The 18,388-nt window shown below is 73.6% G+C and carries 20 protein-coding genes; 7 read left to right on the top strand and 13 right to left on the bottom strand.

Annotated features, from left to right (window positions below):
* Window positions 1–150: 150 nt before the first annotated feature.
* The 3 genes from HCJ93_RS19635 to HCJ93_RS19625 are packed head-to-tail and all read right to left on the bottom strand — an operon-like array spanning window position 151 to window position 2,142.
* Window positions 151–777 (bottom strand): YigZ family protein, encoded by a 627-nt coding sequence (locus HCJ93_RS19635; RefSeq protein ID WP_167997044.1) that lies wholly within the window; start codon window positions 775–777, stop codon window positions 151–153.
* 58 nt (window positions 778–835) lie between these two features.
* Window positions 836–1,375 carry a SixA phosphatase family protein gene (locus tag HCJ93_RS19630; RefSeq protein ID WP_167997043.1) on the bottom strand — a complete coding sequence of 180 codons (540 nt, stop codon included), beginning with the start codon at window positions 1,373–1,375 and terminating at the stop codon, window positions 836–838.
* A complete protein-coding gene (locus HCJ93_RS19625) occupies window positions 1,372–2,142 on the bottom strand; it encodes a hypothetical protein (RefSeq protein WP_167997042.1) in 771 nt (256 codons plus the stop codon). Before HCJ93_RS19625 ends, HCJ93_RS19630 begins: the two co-directional genes overlap by 4 nt.
* 182 nt (window positions 2,143–2,324) lie before the next feature.
* Here HCJ93_RS19625 and HCJ93_RS19620 point away from each other — a divergent pair, with 182 nt between their 5' ends.
* Window positions 2,325–2,747 (top strand): CoA-binding protein, encoded by a 423-nt coding sequence (locus HCJ93_RS19620; protein ID WP_167997041.1) that lies wholly within the window; start codon window positions 2,325–2,327, stop codon window positions 2,745–2,747.
* A 211-nt stretch (window positions 2,748–2,958) separates the two neighbouring features.
* Here the strand turns inward: HCJ93_RS19620 and HCJ93_RS19615 are convergent, their stop codons facing one another.
* The 3 genes from HCJ93_RS19615 to HCJ93_RS19605 form a co-directional block, all read right to left on the bottom strand.
* Window positions 2,959–3,513 carry a YbaK/EbsC family protein gene (locus tag HCJ93_RS19615; RefSeq protein ID WP_167997040.1) on the bottom strand — a complete coding sequence of 185 codons (555 nt, stop codon included), beginning with the start codon at window positions 3,511–3,513 and terminating at the stop codon, window positions 2,959–2,961.
* 31 nt (window positions 3,514–3,544) lie between these two features.
* Window positions 3,545–4,117, bottom strand: a complete 573-nt coding sequence (locus HCJ93_RS19610; protein ID WP_167997039.1) for a helix-turn-helix domain-containing protein — start codon at window positions 4,115–4,117, stop codon at window positions 3,545–3,547.
* Window positions 4,118–4,301: 184 nt separating this feature from the next.
* The gene (locus tag HCJ93_RS19605) at window positions 4,302–5,066 is read right to left on the bottom strand and encodes an acyltransferase (protein WP_167997038.1); all 765 of its coding nucleotides are present in this window, start codon (window positions 5,064–5,066) and stop codon (window positions 4,302–4,304) included.
* 106 nt (window positions 5,067–5,172) lie between these two features.
* Between HCJ93_RS19605 and HCJ93_RS19600 the strand changes: the two genes are divergently transcribed.
* The gene (locus HCJ93_RS19600; protein WP_167997037.1) at window positions 5,173–5,703 is read left to right on the top strand and encodes a gamma carbonic anhydrase family protein; all 531 of its coding nucleotides are present in this window, start codon (window positions 5,173–5,175) and stop codon (window positions 5,701–5,703) included.
* Between the two features lie 113 nt (window positions 5,704–5,816).
* On the opposite strand, the gene HCJ93_RS19595 is transcribed toward HCJ93_RS19600, so the two are convergent.
* From HCJ93_RS19595 to HCJ93_RS19585, 3 genes are all read right to left on the bottom strand, one after another.
* On the bottom strand, window positions 5,817–6,494 hold the full coding sequence (locus HCJ93_RS19595; RefSeq protein WP_167997036.1) for a DedA family protein: 678 nt from the start codon (window positions 6,492–6,494) through the stop codon (window positions 5,817–5,819).
* 107 nt (window positions 6,495–6,601) lie between these two features.
* Window positions 6,602–8,974 carry a phosphoketolase family protein gene (locus HCJ93_RS19590; RefSeq protein ID WP_167997035.1) on the bottom strand — a complete coding sequence of 791 codons (2,373 nt, stop codon included), beginning with the start codon at window positions 8,972–8,974 and terminating at the stop codon, window positions 6,602–6,604.
* A gap of 149 nt (window positions 8,975–9,123) precedes the next feature.
* Window positions 9,124–10,053, bottom strand: a complete 930-nt coding sequence (locus HCJ93_RS19585) for a universal stress protein (protein WP_167997034.1) — start codon at window positions 10,051–10,053, stop codon at window positions 9,124–9,126.
* A gap of 240 nt (window positions 10,054–10,293) precedes the next feature.
* On the opposite strand from HCJ93_RS19585, the gene HCJ93_RS19580 reads away from it, so the two are divergent.
* Both HCJ93_RS19580 and HCJ93_RS29580 read left to right on the top strand, forming a co-directional pair.
* Window positions 10,294–10,758, top strand: a complete 465-nt coding sequence (locus HCJ93_RS19580; RefSeq protein WP_167997033.1) for a cyclic nucleotide-binding domain-containing protein — start codon at window positions 10,294–10,296, stop codon at window positions 10,756–10,758.
* Window positions 10,759–10,950: 192 nt separating this feature from the next.
* Entirely contained in the window at window positions 10,951–11,250 is a 300-nt protein-coding gene (locus HCJ93_RS29580; protein WP_240967710.1) for a hypothetical protein, read from the top strand.
* Between the two features lie 13 nt (window positions 11,251–11,263).
* On the opposite strand, the gene HCJ93_RS19570 is transcribed toward HCJ93_RS29580, so the two are convergent.
* On the bottom strand, window positions 11,264–11,701 hold the full coding sequence (locus HCJ93_RS19570; RefSeq protein ID WP_167997099.1) for a DUF4442 domain-containing protein: 438 nt from the start codon (window positions 11,699–11,701) through the stop codon (window positions 11,264–11,266).
* A 174-nt stretch (window positions 11,702–11,875) separates the two neighbouring features.
* Here HCJ93_RS19570 and HCJ93_RS19565 point away from each other — a divergent pair, with 174 nt between their 5' ends.
* Window positions 11,876–12,880 (top strand): DUF8017 domain-containing protein, encoded by a 1,005-nt coding sequence (locus HCJ93_RS19565; protein ID WP_167997032.1) that lies wholly within the window; start codon window positions 11,876–11,878, stop codon window positions 12,878–12,880.
* 131 nt (window positions 12,881–13,011) lie between these two features.
* Window positions 13,012–14,307, top strand: coding sequence for an MFS transporter (locus HCJ93_RS19560; RefSeq protein WP_167997031.1), 1,296 nt, complete (start codon window positions 13,012–13,014; stop codon window positions 14,305–14,307).
* Here the strand turns inward: HCJ93_RS19560 and HCJ93_RS19555 are convergent.
* From HCJ93_RS19555 to HCJ93_RS19545, 3 genes are all read right to left on the bottom strand, one after another.
* Window positions 14,269–15,114, bottom strand: a complete 846-nt coding sequence (locus HCJ93_RS19555) for a spermidine synthase (RefSeq protein WP_167997030.1) — start codon at window positions 15,112–15,114, stop codon at window positions 14,269–14,271. The two genes, HCJ93_RS19560 and HCJ93_RS19555, sit on opposite strands and share 39 nt — an antisense overlap.
* 147 nt (window positions 15,115–15,261) lie before the next feature.
* Window positions 15,262–16,431 carry an elongation factor Tu gene (gene tuf, locus HCJ93_RS19550; RefSeq protein WP_167997029.1) on the bottom strand — a complete coding sequence of 390 codons (1,170 nt, stop codon included), beginning with the start codon at window positions 16,429–16,431 and terminating at the stop codon, window positions 15,262–15,264.
* Window positions 16,432–16,805: 374 nt separating this feature from the next.
* Complete coding sequence (locus tag HCJ93_RS19545; protein ID WP_167997028.1) at window positions 16,806–17,528, bottom strand: DNA alkylation repair protein; 723 nt, start codon at window positions 17,526–17,528, stop codon at window positions 16,806–16,808.
* Between the two features lie 49 nt (window positions 17,529–17,577).
* Between HCJ93_RS19545 and HCJ93_RS19540 the strand changes: the two genes are divergently transcribed.
* Complete coding sequence (locus HCJ93_RS19540; RefSeq protein ID WP_167997027.1) at window positions 17,578–18,378, top strand: TVP38/TMEM64 family protein; 801 nt, start codon at window positions 17,578–17,580, stop codon at window positions 18,376–18,378.
* The last annotated feature ends 10 nt before the right edge of the window (window positions 18,379–18,388 follow it).

The following is an 18,388-nucleotide window of genomic DNA, read 5'->3' as shown; positions in this document are numbered from 1 at the left end:
CTCCCGTATCGCCACCGTTCACGGCGTTCACACCGTCACATCTCACCCAGTACGTCCGCCATGCACCCGGAGTGCACGTCGGGTGCCGCCGGTTCGGGCAGGCTCGGCCGCCGCCCGGCACGGCCGCCGCGCGGCGCGGGCCGGGCGGGCTCAGGCGTCCCCGTACGCCTCCCCGCCCAGTTCGAATCCCGCGGTCCCGGCGGTGGCATCGGCCAGCCAGGCGCGGAAGGCGTCCACGTCCGCGTCGGGCAGCCCGATCTCGATGGTGACCTGCTCGCCGTAGCGCACGTCGCGCACCTCGCGTCCGGTGGCGCGCAGATCGTTCTGGATCTTGCCGGCCCGCTGGTGGTCGACGGTGACGGTGGCCAGCCGGAAGCGGCGCCGGGTGACGGTGCCGAGGGCGTCGAGCGCCTCACCGACGGCGCCCCCGTAGGCGCGGATCAGGCCGCCCGCGCCGAGCTTGACCCCCCCGAAGTAGCGGGTGACCACGGCGACGACGTAGCGCATGTCGCGGCGCAGCAGCATCTGCAGCATGGGCACCCCGGCGGTGCCGCCGGGTTCGCCGTCGTCGCTGGCCTTCTGCACGGAGGCGTCGGCGCCGATGACGTAGGCCCAGCAGTTGTGGGTGGCGTCGGCGTGCTCCTTGCGGACGGCGGCGATGAACTCCTGCGCCTCCTGTTCGGTGGCGGCCGGGGCGAGGGAGCACAGGAAACGGGAACGGTTGATCTCGGTCTCGTGCACACCCGGGCGGGCGACGGTGCGGTACTCGTCCTGCATCGGACCAGCCTATGCGCGCCCGCCCGGGGGCGGCGCGTCCGGGCTGGTGGGTCCCTGGCTAGTGGGTCCCTCGCGGGACGGTCACCGAGGTCAGGAGCGCGCCGCCGGTGTCCAGGTCCCGCCAGGCGGTGCCGTGCCAGGCGAGGACGGCGACGGCCGCGGTGGGGAACTTGGTGCGGACGGCCGCGAGGGTGTCGCCGACCGCGTCGCCCGCCAGCTCCAGGACCAGTTCCTCCAGGCCGGGGTTGTGGCCGACCAGCAGGAGCGTGCGGACCTCCTCGGGCGCCTCGCGGACCACGGCGAGCAGGTCCGCGGTGCCGGCACCGTACAGGCGACGGTCGTAGCGGACCGGCGGCACCGTCGCCCACTCCCCCGCGGCCAGTTCCCAGGTGCGGCGGGCGCGCACGGCCGTGGAGCAGACGGCGAGACCGGGCAGCAGACCGGCCGCGGCCAGGGCCCGTCCGGCGGCGGGCGCGTCCCTGAGCCCGCGCGGTGCCAGCGGGCGCTCGTGGTCGGCGACGCCTTCCGGCCGGGCCGACTTGGCGTGGCGCAGCACCACGAGCCGGCGCGGCGGCCCGGTCTCCGAGGGTCCGGTCATGCCGGGGTCCCGAGGTCGCGGGTGAGGTCGACGCCGAGCAGCCGGTCGGCGTAGGCGTACGTCTCGAAGCGGGCGCCGTCCGGGATGCCGGGGACGCTCGCCACCTCGCGCAGCACGCGCAGGACTCCGGGCACGTCCAGGTCGTTCTCCCAGGCGGCACGCAGGTCGGCGCGCACCGGGTCGGGAATGGGCCGCGAGGGGTGGTGCGCCCAGCCGGCGACCGCGCCGCGCCACTCGGCGAGGGTCCTGGCGGCCTCGTCCAGGTCCTCGGCGCCGAGCCGCACGGCCGTGCCGCGGGGACGGGAGAGCAGAGCGAGCCGGAGGGCTGCGGGGTCCGTGCCGTCGGATGCGCCGGGGATCCCCTCGCCGTGCGCCGGAGCCACCGCCACGCGCACCCCTTCGGGCGCCGCGGCGCTGTCGTCGGCGAGGACGTGCAGCACCTGCGCCTCGCCCAGCCCGGTCCCGGCGTCGTGCGCGTCCTCCAGGGGCCGCACACCGAGGGCCGCGCCCGCGGCGCGCAGCTCGGCGCGTTCGCGTTCGCCGGAGAGCATCGCCCACACCGGGGTGCCGCCGAGTTCCAGGGCACGCACCAGGAGGTCGGCGACGAGCAGGACCCGCAGATTCGTGGGGTCGAAGCCACTGGTGTGGGCCTCGATGCGGGTCAGCCCCCGCCTGGCGGGGGCGGCGTCCACGAGTGCGCCGGTTCGGGCGTCGGTGATGCGCAGCACGAGCCGAGCGTAGGCGCGCGAGCGCCCGCGTGCAGGCATCTCGCTCGGCTTTTCGGGCACTCGTTGCGGTATTCGACGAGGGCGTGGTCGGGGCGCGGGCCGCGGGCCGCGCACGGCGGGGGCGGCACATCCTCGCCGGGCGCCGGGAATCACCGGGCCTCCGGCGCGGTTGTCGCCCGTGCACGGTCTTTTACGGCTCATCACGTCCCGGGAGGCGCACGGTGTACGGCGACGATGCAACGGTCCGCAAGATCCTCACCGAGCTGGGTGACACCTGGGCCGTGGTGGGGCTGTCGAACAACCGGCGGCGCGCCGCGTACGGCGTCGCCCAGGTGCTGCAGAGGTTCGGCAAGCGCGTGGTCCCCGTGCACCCCAAGGCCGAGACCGTGCACGGCGAGCAGGGCTACCCCTCGCTCGCCGACATCCCCTTCGATGTGGACGTCGTGGACGTGTTCGTCAACAGCGACCTCGCCGGCGCCGTCGCGGACGAGGCGGTGGCCAGGGGCGCCAAGGCCGTCTGGTTCCAGCTCGGCGTGATCGACGAGGCGGCCTACGAGCGGACCCGCGCGGCGGGCCTGGAGATGGTGATGGACCGCTGCCCGGCGATCGAGATCCCCCGGCTCGGGCTCCCCCAGCGCGGTTGACCCGCGGGAGTTCGTCCAACAGCACGCCCGCGCCCGCGTGACCGAGGCATGCGCGGTGCGGGGCCCGGAGCGGCATCAGGTCCGTCACCGGGAACTGCTGCGGGCGGACCCGGTGATGACGGCCCGTCAACTCGTGGTGGAGGCGGGAGGGAACGGTACCGCCCGAGGGGGTGCTCGTGCGGCCCGGTACGGCCGCCGCCGGCCGTACCGGTCAGATGCCGAGACCCTCCAGGACGACCGCGTTGGGCAGTTCGGCGAAGGCCTTGCCCGGGACCAGCAGCTTGCCCCTGCGGCGGCCGCTGCCGACGAGGGCGTACGGCAGGTCGGCGACGGCCGCGTCCACCAGGAGGGGCCAGCCGTCCGGCAGGCCGATCGGGGTGATGCCGCCGTACTCCATGCCGGTCTCCCCCGTGGCCGTCTCCATCGGGGCGAACGACGCCTTGCGGGCGCCCAGTTGGCGGCGCACCACATTGTTGACGTCGACCCGGGTGGTGGACAGGACCAGGCATGCGGCGAGGGTGCGCTCGCCGCCCCGTTTGGCGGCCACGATCACGCAGTTGGCCGACTTGTCCAGCAGGTCCTGCCCGTAGTGCTCGACGAAGACGGCGGTGTCCGCCCAGCGCGGGTCGGTGTCCACGTAGACGATCTGTTCGGCGGGCACGCTGCCGCTCCAGGCGCGGACGGCGGCGGCGACCGGCGGGGCGAGCTCGTCGAGGCACTCGGGGGCGGGGGTGGCGTGGTCGAAGTCTCCGATCGGTGCGCGCATGACCGCACCGTAACCCACCTGGGCGGACGGGTCAGTGGACGGGCGGCACGGAGACGGTCAGCACCATCTCCATCGGCACATCGCCCCGGTTGCCGTAGACGTGCGGGACATTGGCCTCGAAGGAGGCGCTGGCGCCCGCCGGCACCCGGTGCTCCTCGCCGTCCACGGTGAGGGTGAGTTCGCCGGCGGTGACGTGCAGCAGCTCGAAGGTGCCGGCCGGGTGAGGGTCGGAGTCGCTGGACTCGCCCGGCATCAGCCGCCAGTCCCACATCTCCAGCGGTCCGGGAGCCTCGGTGCCGACGAGCAGCCGGTTCCAGCTGCCTGCCTCGGTGTGCCACAGGCGCACCGCCTGATCGGCGGGGACGACACGGACCTGCGGGCCGCGCTCGTAGTCGAGCAGCGTGGGGACGCTGACGCCGAGGGCGTCCCCGATCTTGACGACGGTGCCGATGCTGGGATTGGTGCGGGCCTGTTCGATCTGGATGAGCATGCCGCGGCTCACTCCGGCGCGGGCGGCGAGCGCGTCCAGGGTGAAGCCGCGCTCGGTGCGCCAGCGCCTGACGTTGCGCGCGAGGGACTGGGTGAGCAGCTCGAGGTCCGTCACGATGGGTCCGTTCGGTTCACTTCCGTGCGGGCCGGCGGGTGCGCCGGCGGTTCTGCGGTGCGGGAGGCGCGGCCGTGTGTGCCGACTGCGGCGGGACCGCGGTCCGGCGCACGTGGTGGCATCGGATGCACCTGTCCGTGCAGCGAACTGTACTGCGGGGCGGTACGGCGGGGCGCGGGGTGGATCAGCCTTCCGGTTCCAGCTCCGCCAGCCGCTCGATGTCCGCGTCGCCGAGTCCGGACAGCGCCCGCAGCTGGTCCGGAGTGGTCCCCTCCGGGATCGGTACCGGGGCGGGCGTGCGCAGGGGCGGCTGCCAGCCGTCGGCGGGCGTCCAGCGCCGGACCACGCGGGCGGGGGCACCGGCGACCACGGCATGGTCGGGCACCGTGCCCCGGACCACCGCGCCCGCGGCCACCACCACGTTCCGGCCGATGCGCGCGCCCGGCAGGATCACCGCGCCGGTGCCGATCCAGCAGCCCGGCCCGATCTCCACGGGCTCCATCCGGGGCCACTGCTTGCCGATGGGCTGGTGCGGGTCGTCGTAGGAGTGGTTGGTGGAGGTGATGTAGACGTACGGGCCGAAGTAGCAGTCGCTGCCGATGGTGACGCTGGTGTCGGCGATGACGTGGCTGCCGCGTCCGAGGACGACGCCGTCGCCGATGCGCAGGATCGGCTCGGGGCCGAGATCCAGGTCGGGCATGAGTCCGGCGGTGAGGGTGACCTGCTCGCCGATGATGCAGTGCGAGCCGAGGTGGATCCAGGGTTCGCCGAAGACGGTGCCGAGCGGGAACGCCAGGCGGGTGGACTCGCCGATCGCGCCGAAGCGCAGCCGGCCGGGGTTGTCGGCGGTCACCGAGCCCGTGCGCTGGATCCACGCCCAGCCCGCATGGACCGCGCGCTGCGCGAGGCGGCGCGGCCAGGACGAGAACGTGTTCTTGCTCTTCGGCACGGATTCACCGTACTGAGCGGACGATGCCGCCGGGCCGTCCGGGGGCTGTGATCTTCACCCCACGGGTGTGACGTACGGTTCGTTCTCGGACCGACGAGGAGGCGAGATGACGCACGAGGCGCTGATCACCGGTGTGGGCGGCAGGGAACCGAAGGTGGACCCGGAGGCGTTCGTGGCGCCGACCGCGTCCGTGGTCGGGGACGTGACCCTGGAGGCGGGGGCGAGTGTCTGGTACGGCGCGGTGCTGCGGGGCGACGTGGAGTCGATCTCCGTGGGCGCCGGCAGCAATGTGCAGGACAACTGCACGCTGCACGCCGACCCGGGGTTCCCGGTGCGGGTCGGTGAGCGGGTCTCCATCGGCCACAACGCGGTGGTGCACGGGGCGACCGTCGAGGACGACTGCCTGATCGGCATGGGTGCGACGGTGCTGAACGGCGCGGTGATCGGCGCCGGCTCCCTCGTCGCCGCTCAGGCCCTAATCCCGCAGGGCATGGTCGTGCCCGCGGGCTCCCTGGTCGCCGGCGTCCCGGCGAAGGTGAGGCGCGAGCTGACCGCGGAGGAACGCGAGGGGCTCACCCTGAACGGCGCCGTGTACACGGACCTGGCGCGCACGCACCGGGACGAGTTCCGGGCGTAGGCGAGGACACGGGGGCTGCCCCGCGCGGCCACCGGGCGCGGGCGCCCGGTGGCGCTCGGCCGGCGGGCGCCACGGCCGCGCGGGCGCGTCCGGGTGCGGGGCGCCCGCCAGGGTCAGTCCGTGGTGGCGGTGGCGGTCTCGCGCGTCGCCGCTTCCGCCCCGGCCGCCGTCTCCGCCGTCTGTGCCGTCTGTGCCTTCTTCGCCTTGCGCTTCAGGACCAGCATGGACGTGAGGCCGATGAGGACCGCCGCCACCAGGCCCAGCCAGGAGAAGCGCTTCAGCCAGGCCTCGGCGACGATGCCCACGTAGTAGATGACGGCCGTGGTACCGCCCGCCCAGAGGATGCCGCCGAGGACGTTGGCGGTGAGGAACTTCCAGTACGGCATGCGCAGCACGCCCGCCAGCGGGCCGGCGAAGATGCGCAGCAGTGCGACGAAACGGCCGAAGAAGACGGCCCACATGCCCCACTTCTGGAAGGAGCGCTCGGCGGTGGCGATGTGCCCCTCGCTGAAGTGGCGGGGGAACTTCCTGCCGAGCCAGGCGAGCAGCGGGCGTCCGCCCTTGCGACCGATGGCGTAGCCGATGGAGTCGCCGATGATCGCGCCGGCGGTGGCGCAGGCGCCGAGGATCACCGGGTCGATGTCGCCGTGCTGGGAGGCGAGCAGGGCCGAGGAGACCAGGATGATCTCACCCGGCAGCGGAATGCCCAGGCTCTCCAGTCCGATGACCACTCCCACCAGCGCGTAGACGGCGACCGCGGGCACGGTCTCGAGCCATTCCTGGACGTGCAACGCCGATTCCTTCCGATCCCCGAGCTGCGTTCTCTGTCTGCGGGCCGCGCGCCGGTCGGGGCGGGCGGCCCGTGCAGCCTACCGGTTCACAAGAGGGCACCCGGCGCTCACGGGTTCCAGCTCCACTCGGCGACCTCGGGCATGTCGGTGCCGTGCTCACGGATGTACGCGTGGTGACGGGTGCGGGCGTCGGCCATGCGCTGGCGCACGGCGTTGGCGCGGACGGCGAGGCCGGGCACCCGGTCGATGACGTCCATGACGAGCCGGTACCGGTCGAGGTCGTTGCGGACCACCATGTCGAAGGGCGTGGTGGTGGTGCCGGACTCCTTGTAGCCGCGGACGTGCAGGTGCCGGTGGCCGGTGCGGCGGTAGGCGAGGCGGTGGATCAGCCACGGGTAGCCGTGGTAGGCGAAGATCACCGGCTTGTCCGTGGTGAAAAGGCCGTCGTACTCGTGGTCGGTCATGCCGTGCGGGTGCTCCTCGCGGGGCATCAGCCGGGCGATGTCGACCACGTTGACGACACGGACCGCGAGCCGGGGCAGATGGCGGCGCAGCAGCTGGGCCGCGGCCAGGACCTCCTGGGTGGGGACGTCGCCGGCACAGGCGAGGACCACGTCGGGCTCGCCGCCGTTCTCGGTGCCGGCCCACTCCCAGACGCCGGCGCCGCGGGCGCAGTGGGCGCGGGCGGCGTCCATGGTCAGCCAGTCGTGGCAGGGCTGCTTGCCGGCCACGATGACATTGACGTAGTCGCGGCTGCGCAGGGCGTGGTCGGCGACGGAGAGGAGGGTGTTGGTGTCCGGGGGGAGGTAGACCCGGACGACCCCCGGACTCTTGTTGAGCACGTGGTCGACGAAGCCGGGGTCCTGGTGGGAGAAGCCGTTGTGGTCCTGGCGCCAGACGTGCGAGGTGAGCAGGTAGTTGAGGGAGGCGATCGGGGCGCGCCAGGTCAGTTCGCGCGAGGTGCGCAGCCATTTGATGTGCTGGTTGACCATCGAGTCGACGATGTGCACGAACGCCTCGTAGCAGGAGAACAGGCCGTGCCGCCCGGTGAGCAGATAGCCCTCGAGCCAGCCCTGGCACATGTGCTCGGAGAGGATCTCCATGACGCGGCCGTGCCGGTCGAGGTGCTCGTCGACGGCGAGGGTGCGCTCCTGCCAGGCCTTGCCGCTGGCGTCGAAGACGGCGTCGAGGCGGTTGGAGGCGGTCTCGTCGGGGCCGACCAGCCGGAAGTCCCGGCGGGCCTCGGTGTCCCGCATCACCCGGGCGAGCAGGCCGCCGAGGACGCGGGTGGGTTCGTGCAGGGTGGTGCCGGGTTTGTCCACGGGGACGGCGAACTCGTCGAGGTCCGGCAGCGGCAGTTCGCGCAGCAGCCGGCCGCCGTTGGCGTGCGGGGTGGCGCCGAGACGGCGGTCGCCCTCGGGAACGCAGGCGAGGACCTCACCGACGGGCCGGCCGTCGGCGTCGAAGAGCTCTTCGGGGCGGTACGACTTCAGCCAGGCCTCGAGCTGCCGCAGGTGCTCGGGGTTCTCGCGGACGCCGGGCAGCGGCACCTGGTGGGAGCGCCAGGTGTTCTCGACGGGTTCGCCGTCCACCTCGGCGGGGCCGGTCCAGCCCTTCGGCGTGCGCAGCACGATCACCGGCCAGCGGACCCGCTCGGTTGCGCCGTGCTCGCGGGCGGCGCGCTGGGCCGCGGCGATGCGGTCGAGGGCGGTGTCCATGGCGACGGCCATGGCCCGGTGGACGGTGGCCGGGTCGTCGCCGCTCACCGTGATCGGGTCGTGGTTGTAGCCGCGCAGCAGTTCCTCGAGCTCGGGCTCGGGGAGGCGGGCGAGGACGGTGGGGTTGGCGATCTTGTAGCCGTTGAGGTGCAGGATCGGCAGGACGGCGCCGTCGTGGACGGGGTCGAGGAACTTGTTGGAGTGCCAGGAGGCGGCGAGCGGGCCGGTCTCGGCCTCGCCGTCGCCGATCACGCAGGCCACCACAAGGCCGGGGTTGTCGAACGCGGCTCCGTAGGCGTGGGCGAGGGAGTAGCCGAGCTCGCCGCCCTCGTGGACGGAGCCGGGGACCTCGGGGGCGACATGGCTGGGCACGCCGCCGGGGAAGGAGAACTGCCGGAACAGGCGTGCCATGCCGGCCGCGTCCCGGCCGACGTCCGGGTAGGTCTCGCCGTAGGTGCCCTCCAGCCAGGAGTTGGCGAGGACGGAGGGCCCGCCGTGGCCGGGCCCCCAGATGCACAGCGCCTCCAGGTCGCGGGCCCGGATGACCCGGTTGAGGTGGGTGTACACCAGGTTCAGGCCCGGTGAGGTGCCCCAGTGGCCGAGCAGTCTGGGTTTGATGTGCTCGGGCCTGAGGGGTTCGGTCAGGAGCGGGTTGTCCAGCAGGTAGATCTGGCCCGCCGAGAGATAGTTGGCGGCGCGCCAGTGGGCGTCCAGGGTGCGCAGTTCCTCGTCACTGGGTCCGGTGTGCCGGTCCTCGGGCATGGCTGGCTCCGTGAGTGGTCGGCGGGTGCGCTCCGCGCCGGGCATCAGCAGGGAGTACCAGTCTGTGCCGGTGTGATGCCCCTCGCGTGCGTACGGCGGCATGTGGCGCAATGTGCGCGCCGCACGGGATGTCCGTGCGCTGTGGGGTCTCAGTGGTAAGGGATCACCGCGACCGGGGCGGTGGCGTGGTGCAGCACGGCGTGGGTGACGGAGCCGATGCGGGTGCCGATGGCGTGCCGGCGCATCCGGCGTCCGACGATCACCAGCGAGGAGGTGGCGGAGGCCTCGACCAGACGGACGGAGGGGGTGCCGCCGAAGGACTCCTCGGTCACCTCGACGTCCGGGAACTTCTCCCGCCAGGGGCGCACCAGCCCGGCGAGCAGCGCCGCCTGGGCGGAGGCGATCTCCTGGTAGCGCTCGGGGTCGGCGGGCACTCCGTAGACGTAGTACGGCGGCAGGTTCCAGCCGTGCACGATCCGCAGGCCGGTCTCCCGCCGCTCCGCCTCCGCGAACGCGAACGCGAGCAGCTCGTCGGAGGGGTCGTCGACGTCGAGGCCGAGCAGCACGGGCAGGTAGGGAGTGGCGGCGGAGGGGATCCCGGCCGGGTCGGGACGGTGCTCGTCGGCGGCCTGCTCCCCGGCCCGCACCAGGACCACCGGCCGCCGGACGTGCGCCACGACGACCAGCCCCACGGAGCCGACCAGGAACCCGCCGACGCCGCCCATGCCGCGGGAGCCGAGCACCAGCATCTCGGCCTCGTCCGAGGCACGGATCAGCACGTCGTAGGGCGAGCCGATGCGCTGCTCGGTCTCGATCTCCACCCCGGGGTGGCGCAGCCGCAGCCCTTCGGCGGCCTCCCGCAGCATCCGGGGCCAGGATCCTGCCGAGTCCTCCGAGGCGGCGACGGACTCGCTCCAGGACGGCTCGGTCTCCCCGCCGAGCAGCGAGCCGACGACGGTCGGGTGGACATGCAGCAACCGGAGCGGTGCGGCACGCAGGGCCGCTTCGCGGGCCGCCCATTCGGCCGCGGCCCTGCTCTCGGGCGAGCCGTCCAGGCCGGCGATGAGGGGGCGGGACATGGTGACCTCCTGAGGTCGAAGCGGTCACCTTCAGCCTGGTGCGCCCCGGCCCGGGCGCACAGGGGCCGCGAGGGCCCGTCCCGGTGCCGAAGGACCCCGCCCCCCGGGGGGCGCGTCAGGGCCGTGTGCCGGGCCCGCAGGGCCGTTCGGCCCCTCCTGGTGCGACCGGGCGCGCGGGAGGCTGGACGGTGCCAAGGGCAGACCGCTCACCCGCAAAGCCTCGGTTCAGGGAGGCCCGCCATGTTCGCTCCCCCGTCCCCCAGCGCGATCCGCGCACTGCCCGCCGAACACCGGGCACGCCTGATGGAGCTCGCCCGCGAGGTGTCGTTCCCGCAAGGGGCCCGGCTGTTCGAGGAGGGCGGGCGCGCCGACCGGTTCTGGGTCGTCAGGACCGGCACCGTCGCCCTCGACATGCGGGTGCCCGGCCGCCGCCCCGCGGTGATCGAACGCCTCGGGCACAACGAACTCGTCGGCTGGTCCTGGATGTTCGAGCCGCGCATCTGGCATCTGGGCGCCGAGGCGGAGACCCTGGTGCGGGCGTACGAGTTCGACGCCGCTCCCGTCAACGCCCTCCGCCACGCCGACCCGGTCTTCGGTCAGGCCGTCGCCGAATGGGTCGGCAACGTCGTGGCCCACCGCCTCCACGCCGCCCGTGTCCGCCTCCTCGATCTCTACGCCCCGTACGGAGCGGGCAGCACGGTCTGACGTCCACCTCGCCGAGCGGGCCGCCCGGACCGGCGGCTGCGCCCGGCCGCGGCGGCCGGGCGCAGCCGCCCCGCCCGGGACCGTGAGGGAACCGGGCGGGCCTTCTGTGCGCCGGTGCTGCGCCCTTGCCGCTCTGCCGTGCACCGCCGACCGTGGTCGCATCGGACGAGGCTGCGCTGATGGGGGGCATGAGTGCGCGGAAGGCGGGACGACGCCCTGGGCCGGCTGCTCCTGCGCCTGGCGGTGGTGCTGCACCGGTCGGTGACGAGCAAGGAGGCCACCAGGCGCCTGCTGCGGCAGCGCAATGCGGCGCTGCGGCGGGCGCACGGGCGGGGCGTGCCGGTGGAGGAGCTTGCGAAGCAGCTCGGCCTGACGCCGTCCTGGGTGCGGTCCGTGGTCGGGCTCCGGGGCGCGCCGCCGTCGAGGCGGGCGTCCGTGCGGGGCGGCGGGCCGGGCGTCGGCCACGGCCCCCCGGATCCGGGGCGTCCGTAGTGCCCCGGGCTGCTCAGCCGTTCGGGCGCAGGGTCCAGGTGACCGTCATCTCGCCGGTGACGGCGCCGTCCTCGCGGCGGATCTCGATGGTGACCGGGAACTCGGGGCGGCGGCCCTCGTCGAGGTCCGCGACGACCTCGGCGGCCGGGCGGCCGAGGGTGGCGGTGGCGGTGACCGGGCCCATGGCGAGCTTCTTGTAGGAGATCTCCGCGCTGACCGCCAGCGGCACGGCGCGCGAGAGCTGGTCGCCGAACGCGGCGAGCACGATGGCGCCGCTCGCCGACTCGCCGAGGGTGAACATCGCGCCGGCGTGCGGCCCGCCCACGTGGTTGTGGTAGTCGGGCTGGTCCGGCAGCGAGACGACGGCGCGCTCCGGGGTGGTCTCCAGGAACTGGAGGTTCAGGGTCCGGGCCATGGGCACCGTGGCGGCGAGCATCTCGCCGATGGACATCTGCTCTGCGGTCATGCGCGAAGGTTACCCACGAGTAGCCGTGACTGACCAGGGCACGGCGGGTGGCGGCACGGTGCGGGAGCCGCGCGGTGACCGGGGCGGGACCGTCTTGCTACGCCCCTGTCAAAGGGTGGTGACCCAATCGTGTCCCTGGCCCGGCTAGGGTTGCTGCCCATGTGGCCAGGACAGCAACCGCCCGGGGGCGAGCAGAACCCGCAGAACAACCCGTACCAGCAGCCGGGGTATCAGCAGCCGAATCCGTACCAGCAGCCCGGATATCAGCAGCCGAACCCCTACTCCGGCCAGCAGCCGCAGTGGGGGGCCCAAGGTCAGCCGGGTGCGCCGCAGCCGCCGCAGGGCGGCAACGGCAACCGGACCAAGCTGGTGGCGATCATCGCTGCGGCCGCCGTGGTCCTCACCGCGGGTGTGACCGGTTTCCTGGTGCTCGGCGGTGACAAGGACGACACGGCGACCAAGAAGGACGGGAAGCCGTCCGCCACCGCGTCCAAGGACACCTCGGCCGAGCCGAGCACCTCCCCCTCGAACGACAATCCGCGGGGCGGCGAGGAGGAGAAGGCGACCATCCCGGGCTGGCAGGTCGTCGTGAACACCCGCTTCGGCACCAAGTTCGACGTACCCGCCGACTGGGAGATCGAGAACCCCGGCACCAGCGTGGGCTTCGAGTGGAAGGGCAAGGACGGCGAGTGGGAGCGCACCACCGTCACCGCCCCCGCCTACCTGAAGTCCAAGTGGTGCACCACCGACAGCGACAAGGACGGCCGCGAGGAGGACACCGCCCTCGTCACCGCCGGCACCCGCGGTGAGAACGGCGCCAAGGACACCAAGCAGGCGGCCGAGACCCGCGTCCCGTGGTGGATCTACGGCGGATACACCCAGCCCGACAAGAAGAGCGTCAAGTTCGACAAGCCCAAGCCCTACACCACCAAGTCGGGCATCAAGGGCCATGTCGCGACCGCCCACTCGGAGGGCACTCCGCAGAAGGGCAAGTGCGACAGCGAGGGCAAGGCGATCACCTTCGCCTTCAAGAACGGCGCCGGTGACTTCGTCACCTGGAACCTGTACGGGGCCAAGGGCGTGAAGGACGAGATCCCGGAGTCGACCGTGCAGAAGATCCTCAGCACGGTGCGCCTGACCGAGGAGCCCCCGACCAACGACTGACCGGCGGGTGGTCGACGAGTGACCGAGGAGCTCGGCGTGACCCGGGTGCCGGGCCGCCGCGCTCGCCCGGTGACCGGTCCGCTCCGGGGCCCGGTTTGGCAAGTCGGCGCGGCTCCGGCGATAGTCACGGGGTGCCGACCGCCAAGCCCCTGAACCGCCCGGCCTGGGCGGGCCGCAACTACACCCTGCTGACCGCCTCCGCCGTGATCACCGGCCTCGGCGGCAGCGGTGCGCTGATCGCCGCCGCGTTCGCCGTCCTCGAGGCGGGCGGCGACGGCGGTGACGTCGGTCTCGTGGCCGCCGCGCGCACCGTGCCGCTGGTGCTGTTCCTGCTGATCGGCGGGGCGGTGGCGGACCGGCTGCCCCGGCACCGGGTGATGGTCGCGGCCAACGTGCTGAACTGCGGCTCGCAGGCCGCCTTCGCCGCCCTGGTGCTGGCGGGCGAGCCACGGCTGTGGCACATGATGCTGCTCAGTGCCCTCGGCGGCACCGGCCAGGCGTTCTTCGGGCCGGCCGCCGAGGGCATGCTGCTGTCCTCGGTGCAGGGCGAACAGGCGGGACGGGCGTTCGCCGTGTTCCGCATGGCGATGCAGGGCGCGTCCCTCGGCGGTGCCGCCCTCGGCGGAGCCCTGGTCGCCGCGGTCGGACCGGGCTGGGTGCTGGCGGCGGACGCGGCCGCCTTCGCCCTGGCCGCCGCCCTGCGCGCCCTGCTCGACGTCCGGCACGTCCCGGAGCGCGCCCCGGGCGGCGGACTGCTGGCCGATCTCCGGGAGGGCTGGCGGGAGTTCACCGGCCGGCCCTGGCTGTGGAGCATCGTGGTGCAGTTCTCCCTCGCCAACGCGGTGGTCGGCGCCGCCGAGGCGGTCTACGGACCCCTGGTCGCCCGCGATCATCTGGGCGGCGCCGCCCCCTGGGGGCTGGCGCTGGCGTTCTTCGGCGCGGGCACCGTGGTCGGGGCACTGCTGATGACCCGCTGGAAGCCCCGCCGCCTGCTGCGCACCGGCACCCTGTGCGTGTTCCCGCTCGCGCTGCCGTCCGCGGCGCTGGCCGTTCCGACGCCCGCGGCGGTGCTGTGCGCGGTGATGTTCGCGACCGGCGTCAGCCTGGAGGTGTTCGGCGTCTCCTGGATGACCGCGCTGCACCAGGAGATCCCCGAGGAGAAGCTGTCCCGCGTCTCGGCCTACGACTGGTTCGGCTCGGTGGCCTTCGTGCCGCTGGCGACCGCCCTGGCAGGACCGGCCGAGACGGCGTTCGGGCGCCCGCAGGCGCTGTGGGGCTGCGCCGCGCTGATCGTGCTCGCCACGGCGGCGGTGCTGTGCGTGCCCGATGTGCGCCGGCTGCGCCGCCGCACCGTGCGGGTGACGGGTCCGGCGGAGCGGGCCGGCGGCTCAGCCGATGCCGAACGCGCCGTCGGGGGGCTCGGGTGAGGGCACCGCGTCCCCGTCCCGCACCGGCCGGGCGCCGCCGATGAACGCGCCGAGCGCGGCACCGTGCTCGACCCGCGCCGGGAAGGCGTCGGCGGCGGTGAGCCGGCTCAGCACGGCGATGTCCAGCGGCCGGTGCGAGGCGGCCAGCACCGCGTTGCCGAACCGCCGCCCGCGCAGCATCCCCGGCTCGGCGATCAGCACCAGCTCCCCGAACCGGGTGGCGAGGGTGGCGAGCTGGGAGCGCAGGAAGTCGAAGGGCGCAGCGTCCGGCAGGTTGGCCAGATAGACGCCGTCGTCCCGCAGCACCCGGGCCACCTCGCGCACATGCCCGACGGTGGTGAGGTGCGCGGGCACGCGCGAGCCGCCGAAGACGTCCCCGACCACCACGTCCGCGCTGTCGTCCGGTGCGCCCCGGAGCCAGACTCGCGCGTCCGCCGCGTGCAGCGCGATCGGGACGCCCTCGGGCAGCGGCAGGTGCTCGGCGACCAGCCGCAGCAGGGCACCGTCGGCGTCGACGACGTCCTGCCGCGAGCCGGGCCGGGTCACCGCCACGTACCGGGGCAGGGTGAGCGCCCCGCCGCCGAGGTGCACCACGTCCAGGGCCCGCCCGGGCTCGCCGGCCACGTCCAGCAGATGTCCGAGCCGGCGCGCGTACTCGAACTCCAGGTGCGCGGGATCGTCCAGGTCGACGTAGGACTGCGGCGCCCCGTCCACGGTCAGCAACCAGGCCCGCTCCCGGTCGACGTCGGGCATGAGCTTGGCGGTGCCGTGGTCGGTGACCCGGGTGACAGGTACGGCTTCGTTCACCCGCCAATTGTGCCGGGCCCGCGCCGCGCACGGCGGCGCGGGGAACCGCACGACCGGCCGGCAGCCGGTCCGCGGTCCCCCGCGCACGCCCTGATGTGCCCCGCGCACGCCCGGACATGAGAGGAACTCCCCTCACTCGGGCGCTGTTCACAGCACGGCGCCGACCGTCCCGGCGCCGACGGTCCGCCCGCCCTCACGGATGGCGAACCCGAGTCCCGGCTCCAGCGGGACGCTGCGCCCCAGCTCGACGGTCATGGTCACCGTCTCCCCCGGCCTGGCGACACCCGCCGCACCGAGGTCGATGTCGCCGACCACGTCCGCGGTGCGGATGTAGAACTGCGGCCGGTACCCGGTGGAGACGGGTGTGGTGCGGCCGCCCTCACGGGCGGACAGCACATACACCTGGGCGGTGAACCGGCGGCGCGGCTCGACGCTGCCCGGCGCGGCCACCACATGCCCGCGCCGCACGGCGTCCCTCGGCACACCGCGCAGCAGCAGCGCCACGTTGTCCCCGGCCTGCGCCTCCTCCATCGGCTTGCCGAAGGTCTCCAGTCCGGTGACGACGGTCTCCAGGGACGCGCCGAGCACCTCGACCCGCTCGCCGACCCGCACGGTCCCGCGCTCCACCGCTCCGGTGACCACGGTGCCGCGCCCGGTGATGGTGAGCACGTTCTCGACCGGCAGCAGGAACGGCGCGTCCAGATACCGCTCCGGCATGGGCACATAGGTGTCCACCGCGTCGAGCAGCGCGTCGATCGAGGCCGTCCAGCGAGGGTGACCCTCCAGCGCCTTCAGCCCCGACACCCGTACCACGGGCACCGAGTCGCCGCCGTAGCCGTGCGCGGTGAGCAGGTCGCGGACCTCGAGCTCGACCAGGTCGGTCAGCTCCTCGTCCCCCGCGTCGGCCTTGTTGAGGGCGACCACGATGTGGTCGACGCCCACCTGCCGGGCGAGCAGCACGTGTTCGGCGGTCTGCGGCATGATCCCGTCGATCGCGGAGACGACGAGGATCGCCCCGTCGAGCTGCGCCGCGCCGGTGACCATGTTCTTGACGTAGTCGGCGTGGCCCGGCATGTCGACGTGCGCGTAGTGCCGGGTGTCGGTCTCGTACTCGACGTGCGCGATGTTGATGGTGATGCCGCGGGCGGCCTCCTCCGGCGCCCGGTCGATGCGGTCGAACGGCACGAACGTGCCGGCGCCCCGCTCGGCGAGCACCTTGGTGATGGCGGCGGTCAGGGTCGTCTTGCCGTGGTCGACATGACCCATCGTGCCGATGTTGAGATGCGGTTTGGTGCGGACGTACGCCGTCTTGGGCATGGCGGTACCTCGAAGCCTCGTGACGTGGTGAAAGGGAAGCGGACCCCGGTCACTCGCCGACCCTCCCCATGCGGGGTCCGCCGGAACGATCCGGGGAGGGTCAGCCTCGGGCGCCGTCGACGGCGGTGAGGAAGCAGCGAACGGCAGCCTTCGGGGCATCCGCGGCGGCGGATGCGGCGAGGTGGAAGGCGTACCGGAACATGACGACGATCATCGCCGACGCGTGACCTCCGGTCGAACGATTTATGGGCGTCCGGCGGTGATGTCCGGGCGTCCGGACGGCGGCTGACGACCGGTCGGGCGCCCCGATGTTCTTCTCAGGCGCCCGGTGGTCCGCTCATACGCCCGATGGTCTCAGGCGCCCGACGGTCCGCTCAGGCGCCGATGTTCTTGAGTGCCTCCCGCACCGACAGCGGCGCGAGCCGGTCCCGGTGCTCCGTGACGAAGGCGCGCACCGCGTCCGGGTCGGTCTTGGCGTACTCGCGCAGACACCAGCCGACGGCCTTGCGGATGAAGAAGTCGGGGTGGCCGGCCTGGCGCAGGCAGTAGCCGAAGAGCCGTTCGGTGTCGGTGCGCTCCTTGTAGCGCAGCTGGTGGAGCAGGGCGGTGCGAGCGAGCCACAGGTCGTCGTCACCCGCCCACTCGTCCATGACGTCCTTGAGCCCGGCGTCGGCGGCGACCAGCGCGCCGACGACATGGGCGGCGAGCAGGTCGACGGTGTCCCACCAGGGGTCGGTGGTGATCAGATGCCGTACGACGGGCAGGAACCCGGAGGAGCAGTGGCGCACCTGGCGGCGCAGCCAGTCCACCGCGAAGTACCGGTACTCCCGCTCGGGCAGCTCCCAGCAGCGCAGGGCGATCGCGGTGCAGTCGGTCTCGTCGGGCCGGGGCAGCCCCCGCACCACGGTCCGGTCCAGGGCTCGGCGGACCGGTGAGCTCAGCCCCAGGAAGGGTGAGACGTCCTTCATGTAGGCCCGCATCGCCACCGCCCGCTCCGGGTCGGCGGCCGGCACGTAGGCGGCGGTGAGCCGCTCCAGCACGGTGTCCGCGAGCGGGCTGGCCGGAATGCGCGGCGTGCGCTTCCCTGTGACACCCATGAGACGCAGACTACGGCGATCACAGACATATGTCGGTTAGTGTCACCGGATGCTCGATGCCACCACCCGCTCTGGCGGCACCGCCACGGCCTCTCCCCGGGCCGCGGCCACGACAGCGACCACGGCGGCGCAGCTCGCCGTCCCCGAGGGCACGCTCGCCGCGCCTCCTCCTGCGCCCTTCGCCGCGCGCTGCGGCAGAGCTCTGTTCTCGCCCTGGTCACGGCTGGCCCTGCTGGTCGTGCTGCTGGCCTCCGCCGCGGCGACGGTGCTGGTCTTCGAGCCGCAGAGACTGCTGACCAACGGCTGGCCGCCGCATCTGTCCGGAGCGGCGGCCGTGGTGGCCTACGCAGTGGCCTACGGCGCCTGCACGGTGGCGTTCGTGCCGCGCCCGCTGCTGAACCTGGGGGCCGGCGCCCTGTTCGGCACCCAGCTGGGACTGGGTGCGGCGCTGGCGGGCACCGTGCTCGGCGCGGGGATCGCCTTCTGTCTGGGGCGGGCGCTCGGCCAGGACGCGCTGCGCCCGCTGCTGCGCGGGCGGCTGATGACGGCGGCGGACCATCAGTTCAGCCGGCACGGCTTCCGGTCGATGCTGGCCACCCGGCTGTTTCCGGGCGTCCCCTTCGCGGCGGCCAACTACTGCGCCTCGGTCTCCCGGATGGGCCTGACGCCCTTTCTGCTGGCGACGGCGCTCGGCTCGATCCCGAACACCGCCGCCTATGTCGTCGCCGGCGCCCGCGCCTCGGCGCCGACCTCGCCCGCTTTTCTGATCGCGCTGGCCTGCATCGCCGTGCCGGCCATGGCCGGTGCCGTGGTGGCCTGGCGCAAGCGGCACCGGCTGCGCGGTCACTGAGGACGGGTGT

Origin of the sequence: Streptomyces composti (assembly GCF_012034205.1) — a bacterium.
In the GTDB taxonomy this organism is placed as follows: Bacteria; Actinomycetota; Actinomycetes; order Streptomycetales; family Streptomycetaceae; genus Streptomyces; species Streptomyces composti.
Note: the sequence above shows the minus strand (reverse complement) of the source record. Positions and strands in the feature narration are given on the sequence as shown.

What these genes read in the sequence shown, in the direction of transcription:
- HCJ93_RS19635 (WP_167997044.1), bottom strand. Translation starts at nt 777, where the DNA reads ATGCAGGACGAGTACCGCACCGTCGCCCGCCCGGGTGTGCACGAGACC.
- HCJ93_RS19630 (WP_167997043.1), bottom strand. Translation starts at nt 1,375, where the DNA reads ATGACCGGACCCTCGGAGACCGGGCCGCCGCGCCGGCTCGTGGTGCTG.
- HCJ93_RS19625 (WP_167997042.1), bottom strand. Translation starts at nt 2,142, where the DNA reads ATGCCTGCACGCGGGCGCTCGCGCGCCTACGCTCGGCTCGTGCTGCGC.
- HCJ93_RS19615 (WP_167997040.1), bottom strand. Translation starts at nt 3,513, where the DNA reads ATGCGCGCACCGATCGGAGACTTCGACCACGCCACCCCCGCCCCCGAG.
- HCJ93_RS19600 (WP_167997037.1), top strand. Translation starts at nt 5,173, where the DNA reads ATGACGCACGAGGCGCTGATCACCGGTGTGGGCGGCAGGGAACCGAAG.
- HCJ93_RS19590 (WP_167997035.1), bottom strand. Translation starts at nt 8,974, where the DNA reads ATGCCCGAGGACCGGCACACCGGACCCAGTGACGAGGAACTGCGCACC.
- HCJ93_RS19585 (WP_167997034.1), bottom strand. Translation starts at nt 10,053, where the DNA reads ATGTCCCGCCCCCTCATCGCCGGCCTGGACGGCTCGCCCGAGAGCAGG.
- HCJ93_RS19580 (WP_167997033.1), top strand. Translation starts at nt 10,294, where the DNA reads ATGTTCGCTCCCCCGTCCCCCAGCGCGATCCGCGCACTGCCCGCCGAA.
- HCJ93_RS19570 (WP_167997099.1), bottom strand. Translation starts at nt 11,701, where the DNA reads ATGTCCATCGGCGAGATGCTCGCCGCCACGGTGCCCATGGCCCGGACC.
- HCJ93_RS19565 (WP_167997032.1), top strand. Translation starts at nt 11,876, where the DNA reads ATGTGGCCAGGACAGCAACCGCCCGGGGGCGAGCAGAACCCGCAGAAC.
- tuf (WP_167997029.1), bottom strand. Translation starts at nt 16,431, where the DNA reads ATGCCCAAGACGGCGTACGTCCGCACCAAACCGCATCTCAACATCGGC.
- HCJ93_RS19545 (WP_167997028.1), bottom strand. Translation starts at nt 17,528, where the DNA reads ATGGGTGTCACAGGGAAGCGCACGCCGCGCATTCCGGCCAGCCCGCTC.
- HCJ93_RS19540 (WP_167997027.1), top strand. Translation starts at nt 17,578, where the DNA reads ATGCTCGATGCCACCACCCGCTCTGGCGGCACCGCCACGGCCTCTCCC.